Below are 18,089 nucleotides of genomic sequence, written 5' to 3'. Positions count from 1 at the left end.
TCCAATCGGTCTGGCCCATGGAATGCGAGAATCTAAATTTTCTCACATGCGCCTGGGTAGGCGAGGGGTCAAACGGCGACCAATTGAGCAATCAAGGGTTCGGTCCATGATTGCTGCTTGTCTTGCATCAGCAGGGCGAGATGGGGTTGCAAGCGATCGCGCTGGGCGGCATTCACCATATAGATATTGCGGGTTTGCTGGGTAAAGAGGCTCCCCGCTGCGAGGTCTTGATAGGTGCGGCTGGTGCGGGTGTCGCGGCTCAGCAATTCCCGTGTCGCCATATCGGGCAGCAAGCCGGGGGGCAAGTGCCCTTCGAGAATGGCGACAATGCGCGACTGACAGGCCGCAACGTTAATGCCCTGTTCTTCGAGCAGGTGCAAAATGCCATCCAGCGGCAGCGGCGCATCGGGAATGACCCGCATCATTTCGTGCAGCAAAAAGTAGTCGCTGTATTGGTGCCGGGGCATATCCAAAACCTGCGGATAGCGGCACAGATTGACTAACCCGTAGGCGACGCGGCTACAGGTTTGGGGCCGATTGCTGGGATAGGTGTCTTGAATGATGGTGGCATTGGGGAACTTTTGCCGGAGCCACTTGGCAATGGTGCTGAAGGAGGCATTCCCCCCGGTGCAGATTACCTGGTTGATGCCCTGGGAGGCGAGTCCCGTTTGGCTCAGCAGCGCGTTCACCTGTTGGTTAATGCGTTGAATATAGGGCACGAGCACCCGACTTTCGAGGTCGCGGCGCAGCACGCGCCAAGACTGATCGGCCAGTTCTAGTTGGTAGTGATTTTGATGCTGCAAAATCAATTTCAAATAGCGGGCGGCTTCGAGCAGGCTCTGTCCCAAAGGGGAAGATTCGAGGTGCTGGCGTAATTGCTGCCGGAGGCCCGCATCGGGCTCGGCCAGGCGGGGCAAGTCGATGCCATCGAGCTCTAAATCGGCCCAGTGGGCATTGGCGACTTCGGGCAAGGCGGCTTGCCAACCCCAACCGCGATTGGGCGATCGCCGACTGTTGGGGGTTAACGGTTGGCGACGCTCCGACGGGATCAGCAACTGGCAGATGATGTCTAAATCTAAGGCATCGCCACCGTAGGCCAAATTGCGGAGCTTCCAGTCTTCGCGGCTGACGGTATCGAGGGGTTGGGGCAAATCGACGATGCCCACCTCGGTGCAAGCGGCACCACTGCCAATCACGACGGTGCCCCCTTGCCAATGACACTGATACAGCGCTTGAGCAGGCCGATTGCTGGGGGGAGCGGGTTCGCTGGGGTCGGGTAACCCGGAGAGCAGGGCCGCGATCGCCTCTTCCACAAAGAAGACCTGATCGGCAGTCTCGACTAAGCCCGTCGTTAGGATGGCTTCTCGCACGTTGAAGCAATAGGTGTCTGACCAATGAGTCGGCAGGCCCATGACCACGCCTTGCAAGTTGGCCAACACGTCTGTGAGGGTATCGGCTTCGAGCCCGATCGCCGAGCAGTGCAGTCCGGCACTCTCGGGGTGGCTGACTAACTGTAATAGGGCCGTGACGGTCGAGAGCACCTGTTGCAGGGGCAGGGTCTCAGTGTCGGACCATTGCACCCCAGGAATCGCCATGCCGCTGCTGTCGTGGTGCGGTATGCCGACGCGCAAGAGCGGTCGCAAGGTATGCAACAGCCGTTGGTCTGGGTTGGCAGCGGGTTGTGACGTGGTGGCTGGCCCCACCGTGAGCAGCTCAAAGGGGGCCTCGCCAGCGAGGGTCGCGGTGGGCACTGTCGCCACCGTGGGAATGCGGAAGGTGGCAGCGGTCTCAGTGGGAGCGTCGATCGGTAGCCAACAGAGGGGATGGGCCGAGCCGCTGTGATGCTCCATCAGCACGGCGGACAGGCCACTGGTGCCCAGGTCAATGCCGAGAAACCACTCTTCAGCAGGGGCGGCGGGTTCTTCGTCGTCTGGCAGGGGCGTCTCAGGTTCGTCGCCCAAGGTAGCCAACCTGCCCGAAGAGGCAAATACGGTGTTGTCGGTGTCGGCGGTGAAATCAGTGGTTTCCGGCGCTGCTGGCGCTTCCGGCGTGGACTCTGGAGACTCGGCAGGGGTCGTTTCCCGCGCCGTGGGGAGAATTTCTTGGTCGGTCGTGAGGGCATCCAGATCGGCGATCGCCTCCGCTGACAAAAACTCGTCGTCAACTTCGGGGCGATCGACCGCCGCCCCCTCATCGTCAAAGGCAAACTGAAACGCCTCATCAGCGGCAATCTCCTCCGCCGGAATTTCTTCCATCGAGAGATCTAACGCCTCTAGAGTCTGGCTGAGTTCCTGCGCATCTGGACTCATTGCCTCAGGCGGCGGGACCTCTTCGGTTTCTGTAGAGGTGCGATCGGTGGCGGGCGCGGCGGGCTCGTCCGTGCGGGATGCGGCAGCTAAGTCTGTGTCGTCTGGCGGTGTATCGTCACTGGGAGACTCGGGCTCGGCTAGCTCAGCGGTGGCGGATCCGGTCTCATCAGCGTCCACTGACTCCGACAATTCGCGGTTGTCTGGCTCGTCGGTGCTGCCCACATCGACTACGTTCGCCTCAGGGGGAAACAGGGTCGCCAGTTCGTCATCGGTGAGGGGCGCATTAGCTGATTCCGGTGCCACCGCTAACTCAGCATCTGAGCTGGTTGTCGCTGTTGTCTCAGGCTCCGCGTCGGTTTCAGGGGCCTCGTCTGCGGCGAGCTCAGGCCATAGCGTTTCAACGAGGGAGGGAGGATCGGGTTGGGCGATCGCAAACCCGGTCTCGGCTGACCCGGTCAGCGTCAACTCCGACTCCGGGAGCATGGCTGGGGAGGTCAGGTCGGTTGCGGGTCGCTGGGTGGAGGCGGGAGAGACGGGGGTGCCTGGGTCGGGAATTGCCAGATTAGACAAATCCACCCCGGTGGAAAAAGGCAACGAAGTCGCGGCTACCATGCCCTGCCATGAGGTCAGCCGCCGCCCATAGTCGCGTTGTTGCTGACTGCTTGATGGAGCGTCGGCATCAGGCGCAAACCCCACAGCGGTGATTTCTGGCGCCCCGATCAACGCGCGATTAATCGCTGCGTCAGATGGCGCGGTGGCAAAGCTGAGCTGATAGCCATCGGCGATCGAGCCACTCACCGTGCTTTCGGGCTGTGGTAAGGAGGCGTCGATAGAGTCCGCAGATGGCGCGACGGGGAGGTCAGCGGCGACCGCCGAGTCTGGCAACGTCGCTAATGACTGCATCAGCGCTTCACTGGGGGCGTCAGAGACGATTTGCAAGCCGTCATCTGCGGTGGCGGTAATGCCTAAGCCCGATTCCCCTGATGCTGATGTGGCAGAGGTCGGACTCTCGCTAGGCGCGGTGGATTCAGGCGGGGCCGCCAGGTCATCGGTACCCTCGGCAAAGAGATCCTCTGCCATCATGGGCAATTCCGCATCTGCTGGAGAGTCGTCGGCTCCCAGTAAGTCAGCGTTATCGAAGGCTGCATCGGACTGGCGATCGCGAGGTTCGTCAATTGTCGGCAACACCAAATCAGGTGCGTCGCCGAATAAATCTTCGACGGATGAAGTGTCTACCGTTTCCGGACTGGTGGTAGGGAGCTCGGCCTCGGGTGCATCGCCCAAATCTGCGCCCAGATTGCCAAAATCCAAACTGTCATCTTCTGGTGGAGCACTCGTTTCATCAACGGTCGGCGACACCAAGTCAGGCGCGTCACCGAATAAATCTTCGACACTTGTGGTGTCTGTCGCCTCTGGACTGGTGCTAGGGAGCTCGGTCTCGGGTGCATCGCCCAAATCTGCGCCCAGATTGCCAAAATCCAAGCGATCGTCCTCTGGAGAAGCGCTGCTAGGGGCGTCGTCCAGCGTGTCACCCCAGGTTTCTAAAGAAACGTCATCGGCGATGGGAGCGATCTCGTCGGGGACATCCCCCAGCTCTAACGCATCAACCAGCTGATCAGGGGCGATCGCCTCCTCGGTTGAGGCGGTGGTCGTTTCGGCGGTCTCCCCAAACAGGTCAGCATCGAGGGTTAACGCGGGCTCGTTAGCTTCATCTGCGATCGCGGCCCCCAAGTCAAAGCCAATGTCATCCATCGTCAAAGAAGACTCCGTGACGGGGGGCACCGAATCTTCGGGTCCACTGGAAACAGCCGCAGCAAAATCTTCCAAAGTCGTGTTGGGGGCAGTTGCCTCAGGCGAGGCTGACGGCTCCGGCTCATCAAAAGCATTGTCGAGCGTAAAGTCGCGGTCACTGTCCGGCGCTGTATCGGGTTCTTCGGGATCACCAAAAGCATCGTCGAGCGTGAAGTCAGTGGCGTTATCGGCAGCGGGCGCACTCAAGTCGCCAACCTCTCCAAATACGTCATCCAGGGTCAAGTTTGGCGCGTCTTCAGCCACTTCACTGTCATCACCAAAAGCATTCTCTAAAGTGAAGCCAGAGGTGCTGTTCAGGTCTTCGGCGTCGCCAAAGGCATCCTCTAAGGTGAAGTTGGCGTCGCGATCGCCAGCGTCATCTGCCTCGCCGAAAGCATCGTCGAGGGTGAAGCCAGATTCATCATCACTGGGCGAGTCTAAAAAGGCTGTAGTCGCAGACGATTCCTCGACCCCAAAAGCGTCGTCGAGGGTGAAACTAGTGTCGTTATCGTCATCGCTTGCTTCGGCTTCGGCCCCGCCGAAAGCATCGTCGAGGGTAAAGCCAGATTCATCATCACTGGGCGAGTCTAAAAAGGCCGTAGTTGCAGACGATTCCTCGACCCCAAAAGCGTCGTCGAGGGTAAAACTAGTGTCTTCATCGTCTACGTCTGATTCGGCTTCGCCGAAGGCATCGTCGAGGGTGAAGCTGGAGTCTTGCTCTTGGGGTATTTCGGGGTCACCAAACGCATCGTCGAGGGTGAGATCGGTATCGCGATCGCTCGTTTCATCTTCCAACTCGGAGTCCGATGGGGGACGGTCGGTGGCCGCGCCAAATAATGTGGACAGGGTGGCCGCGACTGATTCTGGAGCGGCGGGAAAATCCGCTGGGTCAGAGGTGTCGTCACCGCTCTCCTCGAAGTCCTCATCGCTGAGTTCCTCATCTGCCTCATCAAAGAAACTGTCGAGAGACAGGGACTCAGCGTCAGCTGGCGGCTCGGTCACCGCTGATGGGGCGGCGCTGCTAGGGCTAGGACTGCTAAAAAAATCCTCTAGTGAAGCCTCCGTATCGGTGGTATCGGCATCTGTGGCTGGTGTGTCGGATAAGTCCAGGAAGTCATCTGACGGCTGGGACGCCTCTGGGCGATCGCGGGGTCTCCCCGTCCCCAGGGTCGGTTCGTCAAACAGCTCCAATTCGTCTAAATCGAGGCGCGGCAGAATATCGTCTTCGCTGTCATCGGCTTCTGATCCCTCGTCCTCTGCGAGTGCGTCGCTGGTGGCGTCTAACTCAAATGTCATCGGGCTGTCGTCAGTCGCTGCGTCGTCGTCCGCTGCCGCGATTTCGGCATCACTAACACGGTCGGAGGGTGGGGCCGTGGGGGTGTCGCTCAGACTTTCGGCGATGGAGAGGCTGTCCGCGATCGCGGGCAAGTCTTCATCACGCCATTCAAGCGCGTCTGACTCGGCGCTCATGTCCGACTCGTCAAATAATTGCGTCAATTCCAGCTCAGCATCGGCCTCAAGGTCTGCATCATCCGTCGGCTCCTGGGGGATCTCGATCGGCAAGTCGTCCTCTGTTGGGGATGTGAGCGCCTCAGCGATCGCTGTCGGCTCTCCGACCTCGTCAATGCTTGGCCGACTGGCCGCTGTGGGCGTAGCATCAGCTTCCATATCCTCTGAAGATGGGGATGCGGCCCCATCGTCAAATAACTCAGCGAATAATGCTTCCTCATCTGCTTCTAGCTGATCGGCATCCTCATCGGTCTCCTCATCCATCTCTAAGGCGGTGAAGTCCAAGGATGATGCCTCGACCTCATCGAGCGTGGGCTCGGCGGGCGGTGCCGCGTCGAGCTCGTCTAGCCCTGAGGCTGGACGCTCTGGCTCGACCACATCTTGAGCAAAATCATCCAGCTCCAAAGCATCGCTAAGGCGGGGGGCGGCCAGCTTTTCATCCGGTGTGCTGCCTTCTAGTCGCGATAAGTCGCTCGACAACATGCCAAAGGTGTCGTCGTCTAAGTCGAGGTCTACCTGCGGTCGCGCAACTTCCCGTTCCGTGTCCAAGAGGTTTTCGTCGGGGGAAGCGGGGATGAACGTATCGGCGGTTTCATCAAAGGTGGCAAAGGGATCCGGTTGGCGCTGTTGCTCTGAGTCCGGCAACAGTTCCGTAAGAGAAGTGATGGTGTCGCTGGGTGTGACGCCAGCCCTGGCCTCTGGCGATAGCTCGGCAGCTAGCTCTGGGCCGAGTAACGCTTCCAGGGGCGGTTCCGGTTCGTCTGGGGTGCTTTCCGAGATTGCAATATCGTCGCTGGGCTCGGATGCCTCTAATAAGAAATCGAGATCTAATGATGTGTCGTTCGTCTCGGGCAAGGGAGATGGATCCGCGATCGCGGGTTCCATGACTGCCTCTGGGGGGCTGACGTCAAACGCGGATGTATCAGCCTGCCGCAATTGCTCATCCACCGTCGCTTCTACGTCATCACTCCCTGTTGCCGCAGCAGCCTCGGGCGCTGCTGTCATCCCAAATAGGTTGTCATACAGCGCGTCAATTTCTTCGGTATAAGCGACGGTGGGCTCATCGTCGGCAATCTCTTCTGATGTCGTGCCACTGGTGGGCTGGCCCATTACCGCCTCCCAAGCAATCGGCTCAGTTTGGAGAATGGTTTTTTCCTCATCGCGATCGCCCTCTAGCTCCGACCACGCCTCGTCTTCCTCTTCGTCTGACCAGTCTTCAAACTCTTCATCGAGCTGAAACAACGTGACTTCTTCATCCAGCGCCAAGTCATCATCCCCATCAAATTCGCTGAGATCGTCTAACTCAACGTCGTCCAAATCAACGACCGCGTCCATCAAGTCATTCGGGGCGTCGGTTTCAGAGTCCTCCATGACATCCATCGAGTCATCGATGTCTCCCCGGAGCCGCGCCAGTTCTTGCTGACTGGCAAGCTGCTCGGCCAGGGCACTGCCTTCTTCTTGCAGCTGTTCAGCAAGATGGTTGATAAATGTGCGAAAAATAAATTCTCCCTGTTGACCTAGCCCATGCATGGCATCCAGGCCCTGGTTCAGTGTGTCGCAATAGCTTTGGATGCTTTGGTCGAGGGACTCAAACACGGCCCGCAAATTGGCATCAAGCTTGAGCAACATGCCATCGGTTTGTGATTGAATTTGGCGCAACTGCTCAAGGCGCTGCTGGGGGCTCAGCTGTGGTAGCGGCTCGGCCCCGGCCAGCAAATTTTGTTCTGGCGGGATACCGGAGAGCAGAAAATCGTCTGAGCCATGGCTGGGCAAAGCCTGGAGCTTGGGGGTTAAGTCAGCGATGAGGGACGATCGCAGCTGGGTCACGATTTCATTGACCCAATCGGGGCTCGGCTGCTGCGCGGCGGCGGCTCGTTGTAAGCGTTCCTGTTCGAGTTGCCGGACTTCGTTTTTGAGGGTTTCGCGCTGCTGCTGTAGGGCAATCACTTCACTGGTTAGCGGTTGCACCATCTGCGCCCGCAAATACTGCATCTCTTGCAAGAGTGCCTGCAATACTTGCTGACTATCGGCAGCATCATACCCCGCGCCGGGATCCGAGGAGGTTGCAGTGGGGGCGATCGCCTGCCCCTGACTCGCCACCAACCCCCAACCGGCACCGTCCGGCGTCGACTGCAATTCCTTCAGATAATTCAGCGCCTGCCCCATGACGCGACGCTGCTCACTGACTTCGCCCGATCCCATCCACGGCAACTTAGGCGCTGCCCGGCCCAGCAGCGCTTCAATTTCAGTAATCAGTGCTTGTAGTTGCCCTTGTTGCGAAGCCACCGCGAACTCCTAAAAACCGACTGACTCAATCGCCCTCAAGCTCATCGAGGGTATGCCTTGGTCACAGGCTCGCCGGACGCTGCGCCCTGAAATGGGGGCCAGTATCTGCGGCAATTGCTCACTAGCATACTCATGACGTGAGTTTTCCCTCCAAAAACCCTGGTGGTTTGCCCAAAGTGTAGGACAGTCAGCCGAAATCTGTGAGGAATTGTTATGGCTCAGCAATGAATTCTTCGCAATTGCCGAATTCTGTCTTGGCTATCGCAGTTGTGTGATGGGGGCGCCCGGGCTCGATGGCCCTATGAGGTGATGACGCATTGATGGTGGGAGTGATCTTTTAGAAGGACTGTGGGACAATACTTTTCCGAGCGTCAGTAGTATCAATTTTGGTCTATGGAGTGCATTGATGAGGGCGATCGCCGCTCGCAGTTGAGTCCAACTTGGCATCAAAGCATCTTGCACGACAGGTCAAACTCGAATCCGCATTGTCTCGACCAAGCCAGGAGTTTGGATGAAAGTCGTGTCACTTTATCGTAGATAGTCAAAGTTCATGGATAGCAGCCGCTATGGATCCCGCGACTATGATGCTGAGGGCTCAGCGCTCAGCACTACCCCATTTTTTGCTGGCTTGCCCGAAGCCGCTGTGCAACAGGCCACGGCACAGGCGGTAACACGTCGTCATCCGGCTAATCAAGTCCTGTTGCTAGAAAATGATTGGGGCAGTTCTGTCTACTTTATTTTGGATGGCTGGGTCAAAATCCGCACTTATAACTTAGACGGTAAGGAAATCACTCTCAACATTTTGGGTAAGGGGGAATTGTTTGGGGAAATGGCTCCCCTGGATGAGGTGCCCCGATCAACAGATGTGATGACCCTGGTGCCAACCGTCATTTGCAATCTCCCGGCCCAAGATTTTGTGCAGCTGATTCAGACGGAGCCGCAAGCAGGAATTCGACTCTCGCAATTGATGGCGCGACGGTTGCGGCAGGTCAATCGGCGGCTACGTTTGCGCGAATCAGACAGCACCTCGCGCGTGATCGACATTTTGTTGTTCTTGGCCGATGGTCAGGGGGTGGTATCGGCTGAGGGGACCGAAATCCCGAACTTGCCCCATCGTGAGCTCAGTAGCCTCAGTGGCCTGGCCCGAGAAACCGTCACTCGGGTATTGAATAAGCTAGAAAAGAAAGACCTGTTAAAACGCGATCGCGATATCATGCGTATCCCTGATATCGTGGCCCTGGAAAAGCTCTTGGTGTAACTGTTTGGCATGGCTGAGTCGGCTTCAGACGCAACTCCCGATCCCACAAATCCCCAATGGGGCGACACCGCGCCGCCGTCGCATCCCGATGAGTTTGAGGCGGTCGAATCTTACCTGGACTATCGACCTGGGGCAATTGTGGAAAGCGATCGCCCGCTGCGGCGGCCCACCGTGGGGCCTGCGGCCATGGTTGAAACGGCATTCCTCGCCAGTGCCGCTAGTCTGATTTGGTTGGTCAATGCCTACTTTCCGCCGGGGCCACTGCTGCGGATTGTCTTTCCCCTGCCGATCGCGCTGGTGTATTTACGCTGGGGTAACCGAGCTGCCTGGATGGGCGCGCTGGTGTCCACCATGCTGCTGGCGGTGCTGATGGGGCCGCCTCGCAGCTTGCTCTACCTCATGCCCTATGGCCTCTTGGGGGTGCAGCTTGGGTGGCTCTGGTATCGCCGCGCCTCCTGGTATATCTCGATTGGCATCGGCACCCTGCTCAACAGCTTGGGCTTTTTTGTGCGGCTCTGGTTGTTGTCCCTCATGTTGGGCGAAGATCTCTGGGTGTATTTGATCAACCAGGCCACTCAAATGATTAACTGGGTACTCTCTCGCCTGGTGAGCTTTGGTCTATTATCAGTGGGCAGCCTGAGTCAATCCAACACGACTCTGGTACAGTTAGTCGCCTTATTAATTGTCATCGTGAGTTCTCTGGTCTATCTATTCACCGTGCATTTGGCGTCGTGGCTCTTGCTCGAACGTTTGGGCGAAAAAATGCCTTCGCCGCCGCCCTGGGTGCAGCGACTCCTCGAAACTTAGGGTGGTGCCCCATGAATCGCGTCTATACCCAGACCGTTCAAGGACAACGCTGGCTCCGGCGCTATCGTGGCCATCGTCCCCGACTGGCCTGTGTGCTGGGCTTTACCGAGACGGGATTGTTACCGGGTATCTCGGCCGCCGGAGCGACCCCCGACGATCGCCGCTTCACTGCGATCGCTGACGCTGAGTTTTTGTGGCAGGGCCTCAAAGAACCTTCCCAGTATCCTCTGCCACCGCTGGTTGAGGGCGTATCGCCGGTCCTGATTGCGCGAGCCATTGTGGCGACGCAGCTCATTCCCGTGATGATTTTTAACGCTGGGCTGCCCCTCGCGCCGTCAGTGCCCCATATTGATTTGCAGGGCCAGCCAGCAGCCTGCGTGAGTAGTGGTCAAGCTTTGCCACTCACCGTGGTTGAGCATCTGTTTCGGCAAGGACTCGCGTGGGGACACCATTTGGGCCAACTACCCGATGCGGACTACGTCATTTTGGGGGAATGTGTCGTGGGGGGCACCACGACGGCCTTATCTGTATTGTTAGGGCTAGACTTGCCCGTCAGCGACAAAATGGGCAGTAGCCACGTGACCTGCAACCATGCCCAAAAGCAGGCGATCGCCAACCAAGGACTCACCCATTGGCGGGCTGCTGTCACGGCGGCGACCATGGCGGCATCGCCTCTCGCTCTCGTCGCGGCTGTGGGTGACCCCATGCAAATCGTTGTGGCCGCGATGGCCATTGGCGCGAGCTGTCACGGTGGGGTGATGCTCGCCGGGGGCACACAGATGCTGGCCGTTTACGCCCTGGCGCGATCGCTTGTGCACACCTATCGGCTGTCGTGGCAGCCCGAGCGCATCGTGGTGGGCACCACCCGCTGGGTAGCCGAAGACCCCACTTGCGATACCGTCGGCGTGGCAGCACTGGTGGGCGAGGTGCCGTTGATTGCGACTGAGCTATCGTTTGCCACCTCGCGCTATGAGGCGCTGCAGCGCTACGAAGCCGGATTTGTGAAAGAGGGGGTCGCTGCTGGGGGTTGCGCGATCGCCGCCCACCTCTATCAGCACTGGCAACAGCCCCAACTGTTGCACATCATCGAAGCCCAATACGAGCAACTACAACAACAGCAGCACCCCGCGCCCGTCCCGTCTTGATCGCACCTGGACAGAACAGGTGGGCGTTGAAACCACTGCGTGTTACCTCCGTGGTTTCTTCCGATGACGTTACAAAAAACCACACACCCTCCAGCTAACTAGAGATAGAAGGTAGGCTTAGTGAACGAACGCAGGTTATGGGGGGGAAGCGAAATGTCAAACACCCAACCCGAATTACTCAAAATTGGCCAGGTCAGTTCCCAGAGTCAATTACCCGTCAAAACAATTCGTTTCTATGAAGAACGCGGCCTGATTCAAGCTGCCAAGCGAACGTCGGGAGGATTTCGCTTGTTTGCGCCATCTGTGCTGCCGCGTTTGAGTTTTATTCGCCAGTCGCAGGCGCTGGGGCTGAGTCTCAATGACATTCAAGATATTTTGGGCATTGCTGATTCGGGGCAGCGGCCTTGTCAAAACGTGCGCCACAAATTTCAAGAAAAGGTCGTCGAAATTGACGATCGCATTCAACAACTCCAAGCGTTGAAGCAGCAGCTACAAGTGCTGATTCGGGAAGCTGACCAGCGCCAAAAAATGGATGCTGACTATTGCCCCATCATTGAACATGCCAACGAATAACGCTCCATGTGGGTTAACCGCGATCGTGCTCTGATGCCGTGACTGGTTGCGATCGCGGTGTCCTGGTGATCTGGGCGTTCATTGCCAGCAGATGCTGTTGACCTTTGGCAGGTAATCAGAGCATGACCCTGCCAAACATCCCCAAAGCAGCGACGTTGTTGGAGAGGTTTGGCAGTGCCAAACCCCACCGGACAGGAACGCTATTTGCTAGCAGTTCCCTTAGTTGCCCCCATTGGATAACGACTCCAGGTATTGCAAGGTCTCAGAAGCCGGCACGAACTGCACCAGTTCTAAAAAGTCGTCGATATCTGGATCATTGGCTGCCATATTGCGCAAAATGCCCTCAAAGGTGGTGACTTCAACCCCGATGACCTCTTCCATGGCCGGGTTATTCTCCAACAATACGGAAACCTGCGATTGGAGGTCGGCTAACGAAAAGAACATCGGCAAGGTATTGTCGCTGGTAAGCAAATATTGACCTTGTTCCAGATCAACCGCCGCGTAAAGGGGCACCCCTTGAAATTCTTGCTGGGCAATTTGCGAGGCCTGCTGCACCGACTGAGTACTGGGCACGTAAACCAGTGTATCGGGGCTGTCGAGCTGAGAACTCGCTTCGGAATACACCTCGTTCAAAGGCAAGACGGCGAGCTGGGCCCCCTCAACGATGGGCGAATTTTCTTCGGCTGCCGCCGCCAAAAAATTCTCTGCCTCAATGGAATTGATGAAGACTAACGGCACTTGGACTTGCTCTTCTTCAGTTTCGCCGACACTGGCCGTCAGCGATTGGCCATCCCCGTTCACGATGAGAAAGACTGGGACAGACTCTAACTTTTCCAGAATTTCCTGTTCTGACAAGGCCAATGCCGGATCTGGCGCCATCAACGCACAGCTGGCGATCGCCAGTCCGGTCAAACCTGTGGAAGCTAATCGGCGAAAAATCCCTTGCATAAAGCCTCTAAATCCATCCTTAAAAACAACAATTGCGGGGGCTAGTCGGGGTATCAGGATCGGGGTGCGTCTGCCATTGCCGTCTCACTGCTCATCATGCAATCGCCCTCGTGCCAGATGACTGAGCGATATCCCATAGCGACGTTTGACTTCGTGCTAATGCACGATCGCGGCTGCCCGTCCCAACACCATACCAACTGCCCCGCACTCAACTGACTAAAGCCACCGTTGAGTCATAGCTGAGCGATCGCTCTATTGCGAGCAATGCTAGCAATTTTCAGTCACCTTACGATGAGCCCCTAGTCCACTGAGCAAATCGGCCATACATTTAGTTGAATCGGGATGACAGGATTCGAACCTGCGACATCCTGCTCCCAAAGCAGGCGCGCTACCAAGCTGCGCTACATCCCGTTGATCGACATCCTGCATACTAACACAGTGGGCTCAGCGATCGCGTCGTGCCGCTGCATTGCTCTCGATTGGCTGATCCGTCCTGTAAGAAAATCGTCTCAACAGTTCCGTTTCTGCCAACCGCGATTAATATTGAGCCGTAGCCTCGGCATCTAAAAAACACAGCGGCGTTCTTTCAGTCGTCAACCCCCGGCGCAAACTTGTTAACTTTCTTAGCAATTTGCCGTGGATGTGTGGCATCTGCAACTGGCTTGTTAACGTCTATGCAGGCTTTTAAATGCTTTGGGTGGTCTCTACCATAATTGACGATATTAAGCACGGTTATTCTGCGGAATCACAGCATGATTGATAGCAAAGTTCCCCCAATCGATTCTCAATCTTTACCTGAGTCGTCGCATCCGATTCAGATGGCGGATGCTTCGGCTGATCAATTGATGAGCGAGTTATTTGGCGATGTTGAGCGCGCTTTAGACGGTGATGAAGAAGCCTTAGCAAAGCTGGCTCAGCCCACGGTGACGGAACCCCCGCCAGCTGCCGAGATGCCCCTGAGCTTTGCTGTTAGCGATTCGGCGTCAGAGCTGTTGGACCCGGCGACAGCCGCGATCGCGACTGACCTGGCGACGGTCTCAACCCCATTGGTTCCCGTAACTGACGATGAGGCGGGGAAGGCTCCGTCAACTACGCCGACGCCCCCAACGCCAGTCAAAAGCTTTTGGACGGTCAATCGAGCTTTGCTCGGCGCTGCGGGCTTGATGATGCTCGCGACGTTGGGGGTCTGGATGCAGCAGCGGCAAACGGCAGAGTTAGCCGCAGTGGCCCCCGCGACAGTGCCGACGGAAGTGCCCGTGGTGAATGCCAATGCTGAGTTTTTAGAGTATTTGCGGCGATCGCTAGAGGTGATTGCCCAAAATGCAACGGCCACTCCGACCGCTGCTAGCAATGTGGGAGAGGTGACCGTTGCGCTCAATGGTGGCAACGGGGCGGGCCTACCGCCAATGGCTAACAATATGCTGCCCCCCGGCGCACCGAATGGTGTCCCCGGCGTTCCTGGCCAGGTCAACGTGATTGAGCGGGTGTATGTGCCCTATCCTGCCTCTCAGTCAGCAGCTGTGATGCCGACTCCCACTGCGCCCAATAGTGCCTATCTCCCCACGCCGAGCGGAACGACCAGTGCCCCGGCTGCCGCCGCAGTCAATACCCAAACGCTCTTAGGCGTGTTGGAACTGGGCGATCGCTCCGCCGCGCTGTTTGAAATTGCGGGCGTACCGCAGCGGGTTTACATTGGCGAGCGGATTGGCAATAGCGGCTGGTTGCTCGTGTCAGTCGCCAACGAAGAAGCCGTCGTCCGCCGCAATGGTGAGGTGCGCACTTTGTACATCGGCCAAGAATTTTAGGCACGGTTATCCGCCGTATCACACAGGTTAGTAGGTTTCTCGTCCTTGCGGCATTAGCTCAGCCCTCATCCCAAATTTTGGAACAAGGAATTGAGGGTGGGGCAAATATCTGGACAGGTCATACTAATTCTCTGAAGCAGGATGACAAAACCCATCTCTTCAAAGCCCCTCTCCTAAGCTTGGGAGAGGGGTTGGGGTGAGGGCCAAGTTTAGCGGTAAAGCCCAGAACAGGTATAAGGCTGTCATGACTTTTTGGCAGTGCGCAGATCGGGGTGCGAGTCTGGAGCGGTTGCGTCACCTGAGCCGCTTAGGATGAAACGCGCCATTGTGGGCGATCGCGCCAACCTGTTACCAATCATCGCTTACAGTGAAAACAGTTCACCCAAGGAGTCGGCGACATGGGACTGTTTGATGATTTAAGCCGATTTTTAGAAAATCGCTTAGATGAGTTTTTGAAGGCCAATCCTCACCTGGAGCTCATGGCTTTAGAAGAGCAACTCCGGGGGCAAGAAGAAGACACCATTAACTTACTGGGGACGCTGAAGCGGCGGCAGCAGCAGCTTGAAGACGGCATTTTGGAAACCGCCCAAGAAATTCAGCGCTGGCACGAGCGCACCAAAAAAGCCCAAGCCGCTAACCGGGAAGATTTAGCGCAGCCTGCCCAGGCCCGAGAAGCGGCGCTACTGCGCGAGGGCAACCACCTATGGGGACAAATGCAGGGCGTTAAAGACCAGATCGAAAAGACTCGCCAATTGCAGCGCCAGATTCACGATCGCCGTCGAGAACTCAAGGTTAAAATTGCGACGGCGGAAGCTAACCGCGCGGCCGCTACAGCCACCAGTCGGAGTGAACAAACGGCAGGCTGGCAGCAAAGCGTGCCCCATAGCTATAAGCAACCGCTAGATCCGCTCGAAGAGACCTTTCAGCGGTGGGAAACGGAGGCTGAACTGGAAGACCTGAAGCGTCAGATGCGATCGTAGCGGGGCTCGCGGGGAGTTTGAGGAGCGATAGCGCGTCTCCGGGGCATGGGATGACAACGACCACTAATGCGCACAAGACCATTTCCATCGTTTCTCAAACTATGGCTAGCGCGGCTTAGACGTAGCGGGTTAGCTGGATGCGATAGCGCTCTTTCTTGGTGATGGCGATGTCGCCGATTTCGAGCCGACCTTTGCCCCGAATCGAAATCAGATCACCCGCATTTATGGTTTGGCTGGCTTGTTTGGCTGACTTCCAGTTGATGCGCACGTCTCCCGTGTTGATCAGATCCACCATTTTGCTGCGCGACATGCCAAATCCGGCAGAAGCCACCGCATCTAACCGCAGGGAAGCTTCCACCGTGGTCATTTCTTTTTTCTTCGGTTGGCGAACGCGCAGTTCACTCCAGTCGATTTGCCGCGTCTTCACGGGCACCGATCGCACCTGAGTCAGACTCATTTCCAAAAACTCGACCAAGTCAGGCGCAACGATCGCCTGCGCCCCTCGCTCCCCCAAGACGATGATGTCGCCGACTTTTTCGCGCACAATGCCCGCGCCCAGCAGCGCTCCCAAAAAGTCGCGATGGGTAGCGGTGTCAAACAAAAAGTTGCCAGCAATATCCAACAACGCCAACGGCGGCTCGACTTCGTCCAACGGCAAGTCAGTGCGGGCGATCGCGGCCCGCTGACGCTCGGCCTGGGGATATCCGCCGCTAGCCTTTAAATGGACTTCGGTCAGTCGCTGAAAGATTTCCTGGCATTCCACCAACTCTGGCGGCGAAAGAAAATCGGTAAAGCCGATCTCCCACGTGCGGATTGACTGCTCGGCCAGGTCTAGAACCCGCGTCACCGCTGCCGGGTTTTCCACTGATTTGAGGAGGTCTGCTTTGGGCAACATGCGATCGTTCGTTCCATCCTTAGCTGTGTTCCATTGAAACACGAAGCTAGCCGTTCGACAGTGTGGGCCAGCGGGCGGGCATGTCTATCGCTAGAGGGTAGATATGCGGGCGGAAGTGACCCTCTAATATATGAAGTGTGAGTATAAATTGGCTCACGCAAAGTTACGCAAGATGCACCAAAACTATGTTTAGCAAGATGAAGTGGTTTCGATTACGCCCCGTTCTCAGTGTGGTGCTCGCGGTGGTCGCGACCTGTATCGTCGGCTGTGGAGGGGCCGAGGTCGCGCAGCCCACGACTTACTCGAGCGACCAGATTGCTCAGTTAGAGATTTTTGCGCCCCGGGTAATCGAGCTGCGCGATCGCTTCCCCGAGTTAGAAGACTACATTCAGAATAAAAATTGGGTCGATATCAGTTCCTTCATTCACGGCCCCATGGGCGAATTGCGGGTCCGCCTGGATCGGGTCGCCGTGCGGTTATTACCTCAGGATGCCAAACAAGCGAAATACTACGCGGAAGAGATTGGCACGCATTTAGAAAAACTGGATGCCGCCGCTGAAGACTACAACCAGATCGAAGCAGGCAAACAGTATCGTGAAGCCTTGGATGATTTCAACGCATTTGTTGAACTTGTGCCTGATCTCTCGGTGTAAGCGCTGATGGCTCGCATTGTCATCATTGGGTGTGGGGTCGTGGGGGCGGCGATCGCCTATGAGCTCAGTCGCACCACCTCTCACACCCTCACTGTGTTAGAACAACATTCTCCCGCTGAGGGCGCGACCGGGGCCGCCCTCGGCATTGCGATGGGCGTGATTAGCCACAAGGTCAAAGGACGCAACTGGCGGCTACGGGAAGCTAGCCTGCGCCGTTACCCCACGCTTTTATCCGAACTGGCCGAGTTAGGGCAGCCCGTTCCCCACAATTCTCAAGGGATTCTCAGTCTGTGTTTTGAGGCGGAAAGCCTGCCTCGCTGGCAATCGTTGCAAGCCATTCGTCAGCGTCAGGGCTGGCCGTTGGAAATCTGGTCGCCCGATCAGGTGGCCGCCGCTTGCCCCCACTTATCGCTAGATCAGGTCGTGGCGGGTATTTACTCGCCGCAAGATCTGCAAATTATGCCGGCAGCGTTCACTCAAGCTTTGATCAACGCTGCGCAACAGCAGGGCGCGGAGTTGCAGACTGACACTGCGGTGGTCGGCTTTGAGCAAGAGGGCGATCGCGTGCAAGCCGTTCAAACCGCGTCTCAAACCTACCCCGCCGATGTCGTGATCGTGACGGCTGGCCTGGGCAGCGAGCGATTGGCAGGCAAGTTAGACCAGATGCTGCCAATGATGCCGGTGTTGGGCCAAGGCTTACGCATCCAAATGCCTGAGGGGTTGGGAGATGCCTCCTTTCAACCGGTAATCAATGGGGATGATGTGCATTTGGTGCCGATGGGCGATCGCGTCTACGGAGTCGCTGCCACGGTGGAGTTTCCGCCCGATGGGGAGCGATCGCCGTTGCCCGAGGCGGCAGCGATCGAGGCCGTCTGGCAAGCCGCGATCGAATATTGTCCGGCACTCAAAGCGGGGAACATTCTCTCTACCTGGTACGGCTTGCGTCCCCGTCCCCAGGGGCAGGCGGCTCCCGTGATTCAGCCGATGGAGGGCATTCGCAATGGCATTTTGGCAACCGGACACTACCGTAACGGAGTCCTGCTGGCTCCCGCGACGGCGCTCAAGGTTCAAGAATTGCTGCAAGCAATATTAGACAACGACAGCTCTATGTCCCCTAGTCGATAGTCGTC

11 protein-coding genes and 1 tRNA gene are annotated in these 18,089 nt (G+C 57.3%); 8 read left to right on the top strand and 4 right to left on the bottom strand.

The genetic code is table 11. The features are described from left to right. Positions 1–68: 68 nt before the first annotated feature. Complete coding sequence (locus DYY88_RS22420; RefSeq protein ID WP_039726613.1) at positions 69–7,895, bottom strand: hypothetical protein; 7,827 nt, start codon at positions 7,893–7,895, stop codon at positions 69–71. A gap of 550 nt (positions 7,896–8,445) precedes the next feature. Here DYY88_RS22420 and DYY88_RS22415 point away from each other — a divergent pair. From DYY88_RS22415 to DYY88_RS22400, 4 genes are all read left to right on the top strand, one after another. Next, a complete protein-coding gene (locus DYY88_RS22415; RefSeq protein WP_039726614.1) occupies positions 8,446–9,153 on the top strand; it encodes a Crp/Fnr family transcriptional regulator in 708 nt (235 codons plus the stop codon). 9 nt (positions 9,154–9,162) lie between these two features. Then, a complete protein-coding gene (locus DYY88_RS22410) occupies positions 9,163–9,960 on the top strand; it encodes a DUF2232 domain-containing protein (RefSeq protein WP_084607046.1) in 798 nt (265 codons plus the stop codon). A gap of 11 nt (positions 9,961–9,971) precedes the next feature. Beyond that, entirely contained in the window at positions 9,972–11,105 is a 1,134-nt protein-coding gene (cobT, locus tag DYY88_RS22405) for a nicotinate mononucleotide-dependent phosphoribosyltransferase CobT (protein WP_039726615.1), read from the top strand. Positions 11,106–11,258: 153 nt separating this feature from the next. Further along, on the top strand, positions 11,259–11,678 hold the full coding sequence (locus tag DYY88_RS22400; RefSeq protein ID WP_039726616.1) for a MerR family DNA-binding protein: 420 nt from the start codon (positions 11,259–11,261) through the stop codon (positions 11,676–11,678). A gap of 219 nt (positions 11,679–11,897) precedes the next feature. Here DYY88_RS22400 and DYY88_RS22395 read toward each other — a convergent pair whose 3' ends face one another. Then, the gene (locus DYY88_RS22395; protein ID WP_039726617.1) at positions 11,898–12,626 is read right to left on the bottom strand and encodes a Tic22 family protein; all 729 of its coding nucleotides are present in this window, start codon (positions 12,624–12,626) and stop codon (positions 11,898–11,900) included. A 337-nt stretch (positions 12,627–12,963) separates the two neighbouring features. After that, positions 12,964–13,037 (bottom strand) — tRNA-Pro (locus DYY88_RS22390). 341 nt (positions 13,038–13,378) lie between these two features. On the opposite strand from DYY88_RS22390, the gene DYY88_RS22385 reads away from it, so the two are divergent. Then, entirely contained in the window at positions 13,379–14,431 is a 1,053-nt protein-coding gene (locus tag DYY88_RS22385) for a hypothetical protein (protein WP_039726618.1), read from the top strand. A gap of 398 nt (positions 14,432–14,829) precedes the next feature. Further along, entirely contained in the window at positions 14,830–15,411 is a 582-nt protein-coding gene (locus tag DYY88_RS22380; RefSeq protein ID WP_039726619.1) for a TIGR04376 family protein, read from the top strand. 115 nt (positions 15,412–15,526) lie between these two features. Here the strand turns inward: DYY88_RS22380 and DYY88_RS22375 are convergent, their stop codons facing one another. Continuing rightward, positions 15,527–16,306, bottom strand: coding sequence for a photosystem II electron transport protein, Sll1252 family (locus DYY88_RS22375; RefSeq protein ID WP_039726621.1), 780 nt, complete (start codon positions 16,304–16,306; stop codon positions 15,527–15,529). A 185-nt stretch (positions 16,307–16,491) separates the two neighbouring features. On the opposite strand from DYY88_RS22375, the gene psbQ reads away from it, so the two are divergent. Both psbQ and DYY88_RS22365 read left to right on the top strand, forming a co-directional pair. Further along, entirely contained in the window at positions 16,492–16,959 is a 468-nt protein-coding gene (gene psbQ / locus DYY88_RS22370) for a photosystem II protein PsbQ (RefSeq protein WP_242517657.1), read from the top strand. A 6-nt stretch (positions 16,960–16,965) separates the two neighbouring features. Then, the gene (locus DYY88_RS22365) at positions 16,966–18,084 is read left to right on the top strand and encodes an NAD(P)/FAD-dependent oxidoreductase (RefSeq protein WP_039726622.1); all 1,119 of its coding nucleotides are present in this window, start codon (positions 16,966–16,968) and stop codon (positions 18,082–18,084) included. Positions 18,085–18,089: the final 5 nt, after the last annotated feature.

This window comes from Leptolyngbya iicbica LK, assembly GCF_004212215.1.
Taxonomy (GTDB): domain Bacteria; phylum Cyanobacteriota; class Cyanobacteriia; order Phormidesmidales; family Phormidesmidaceae; genus Halomicronema; species Halomicronema iicbica.
This window is presented reverse-complemented; position numbering and strand designations above follow the sequence as displayed.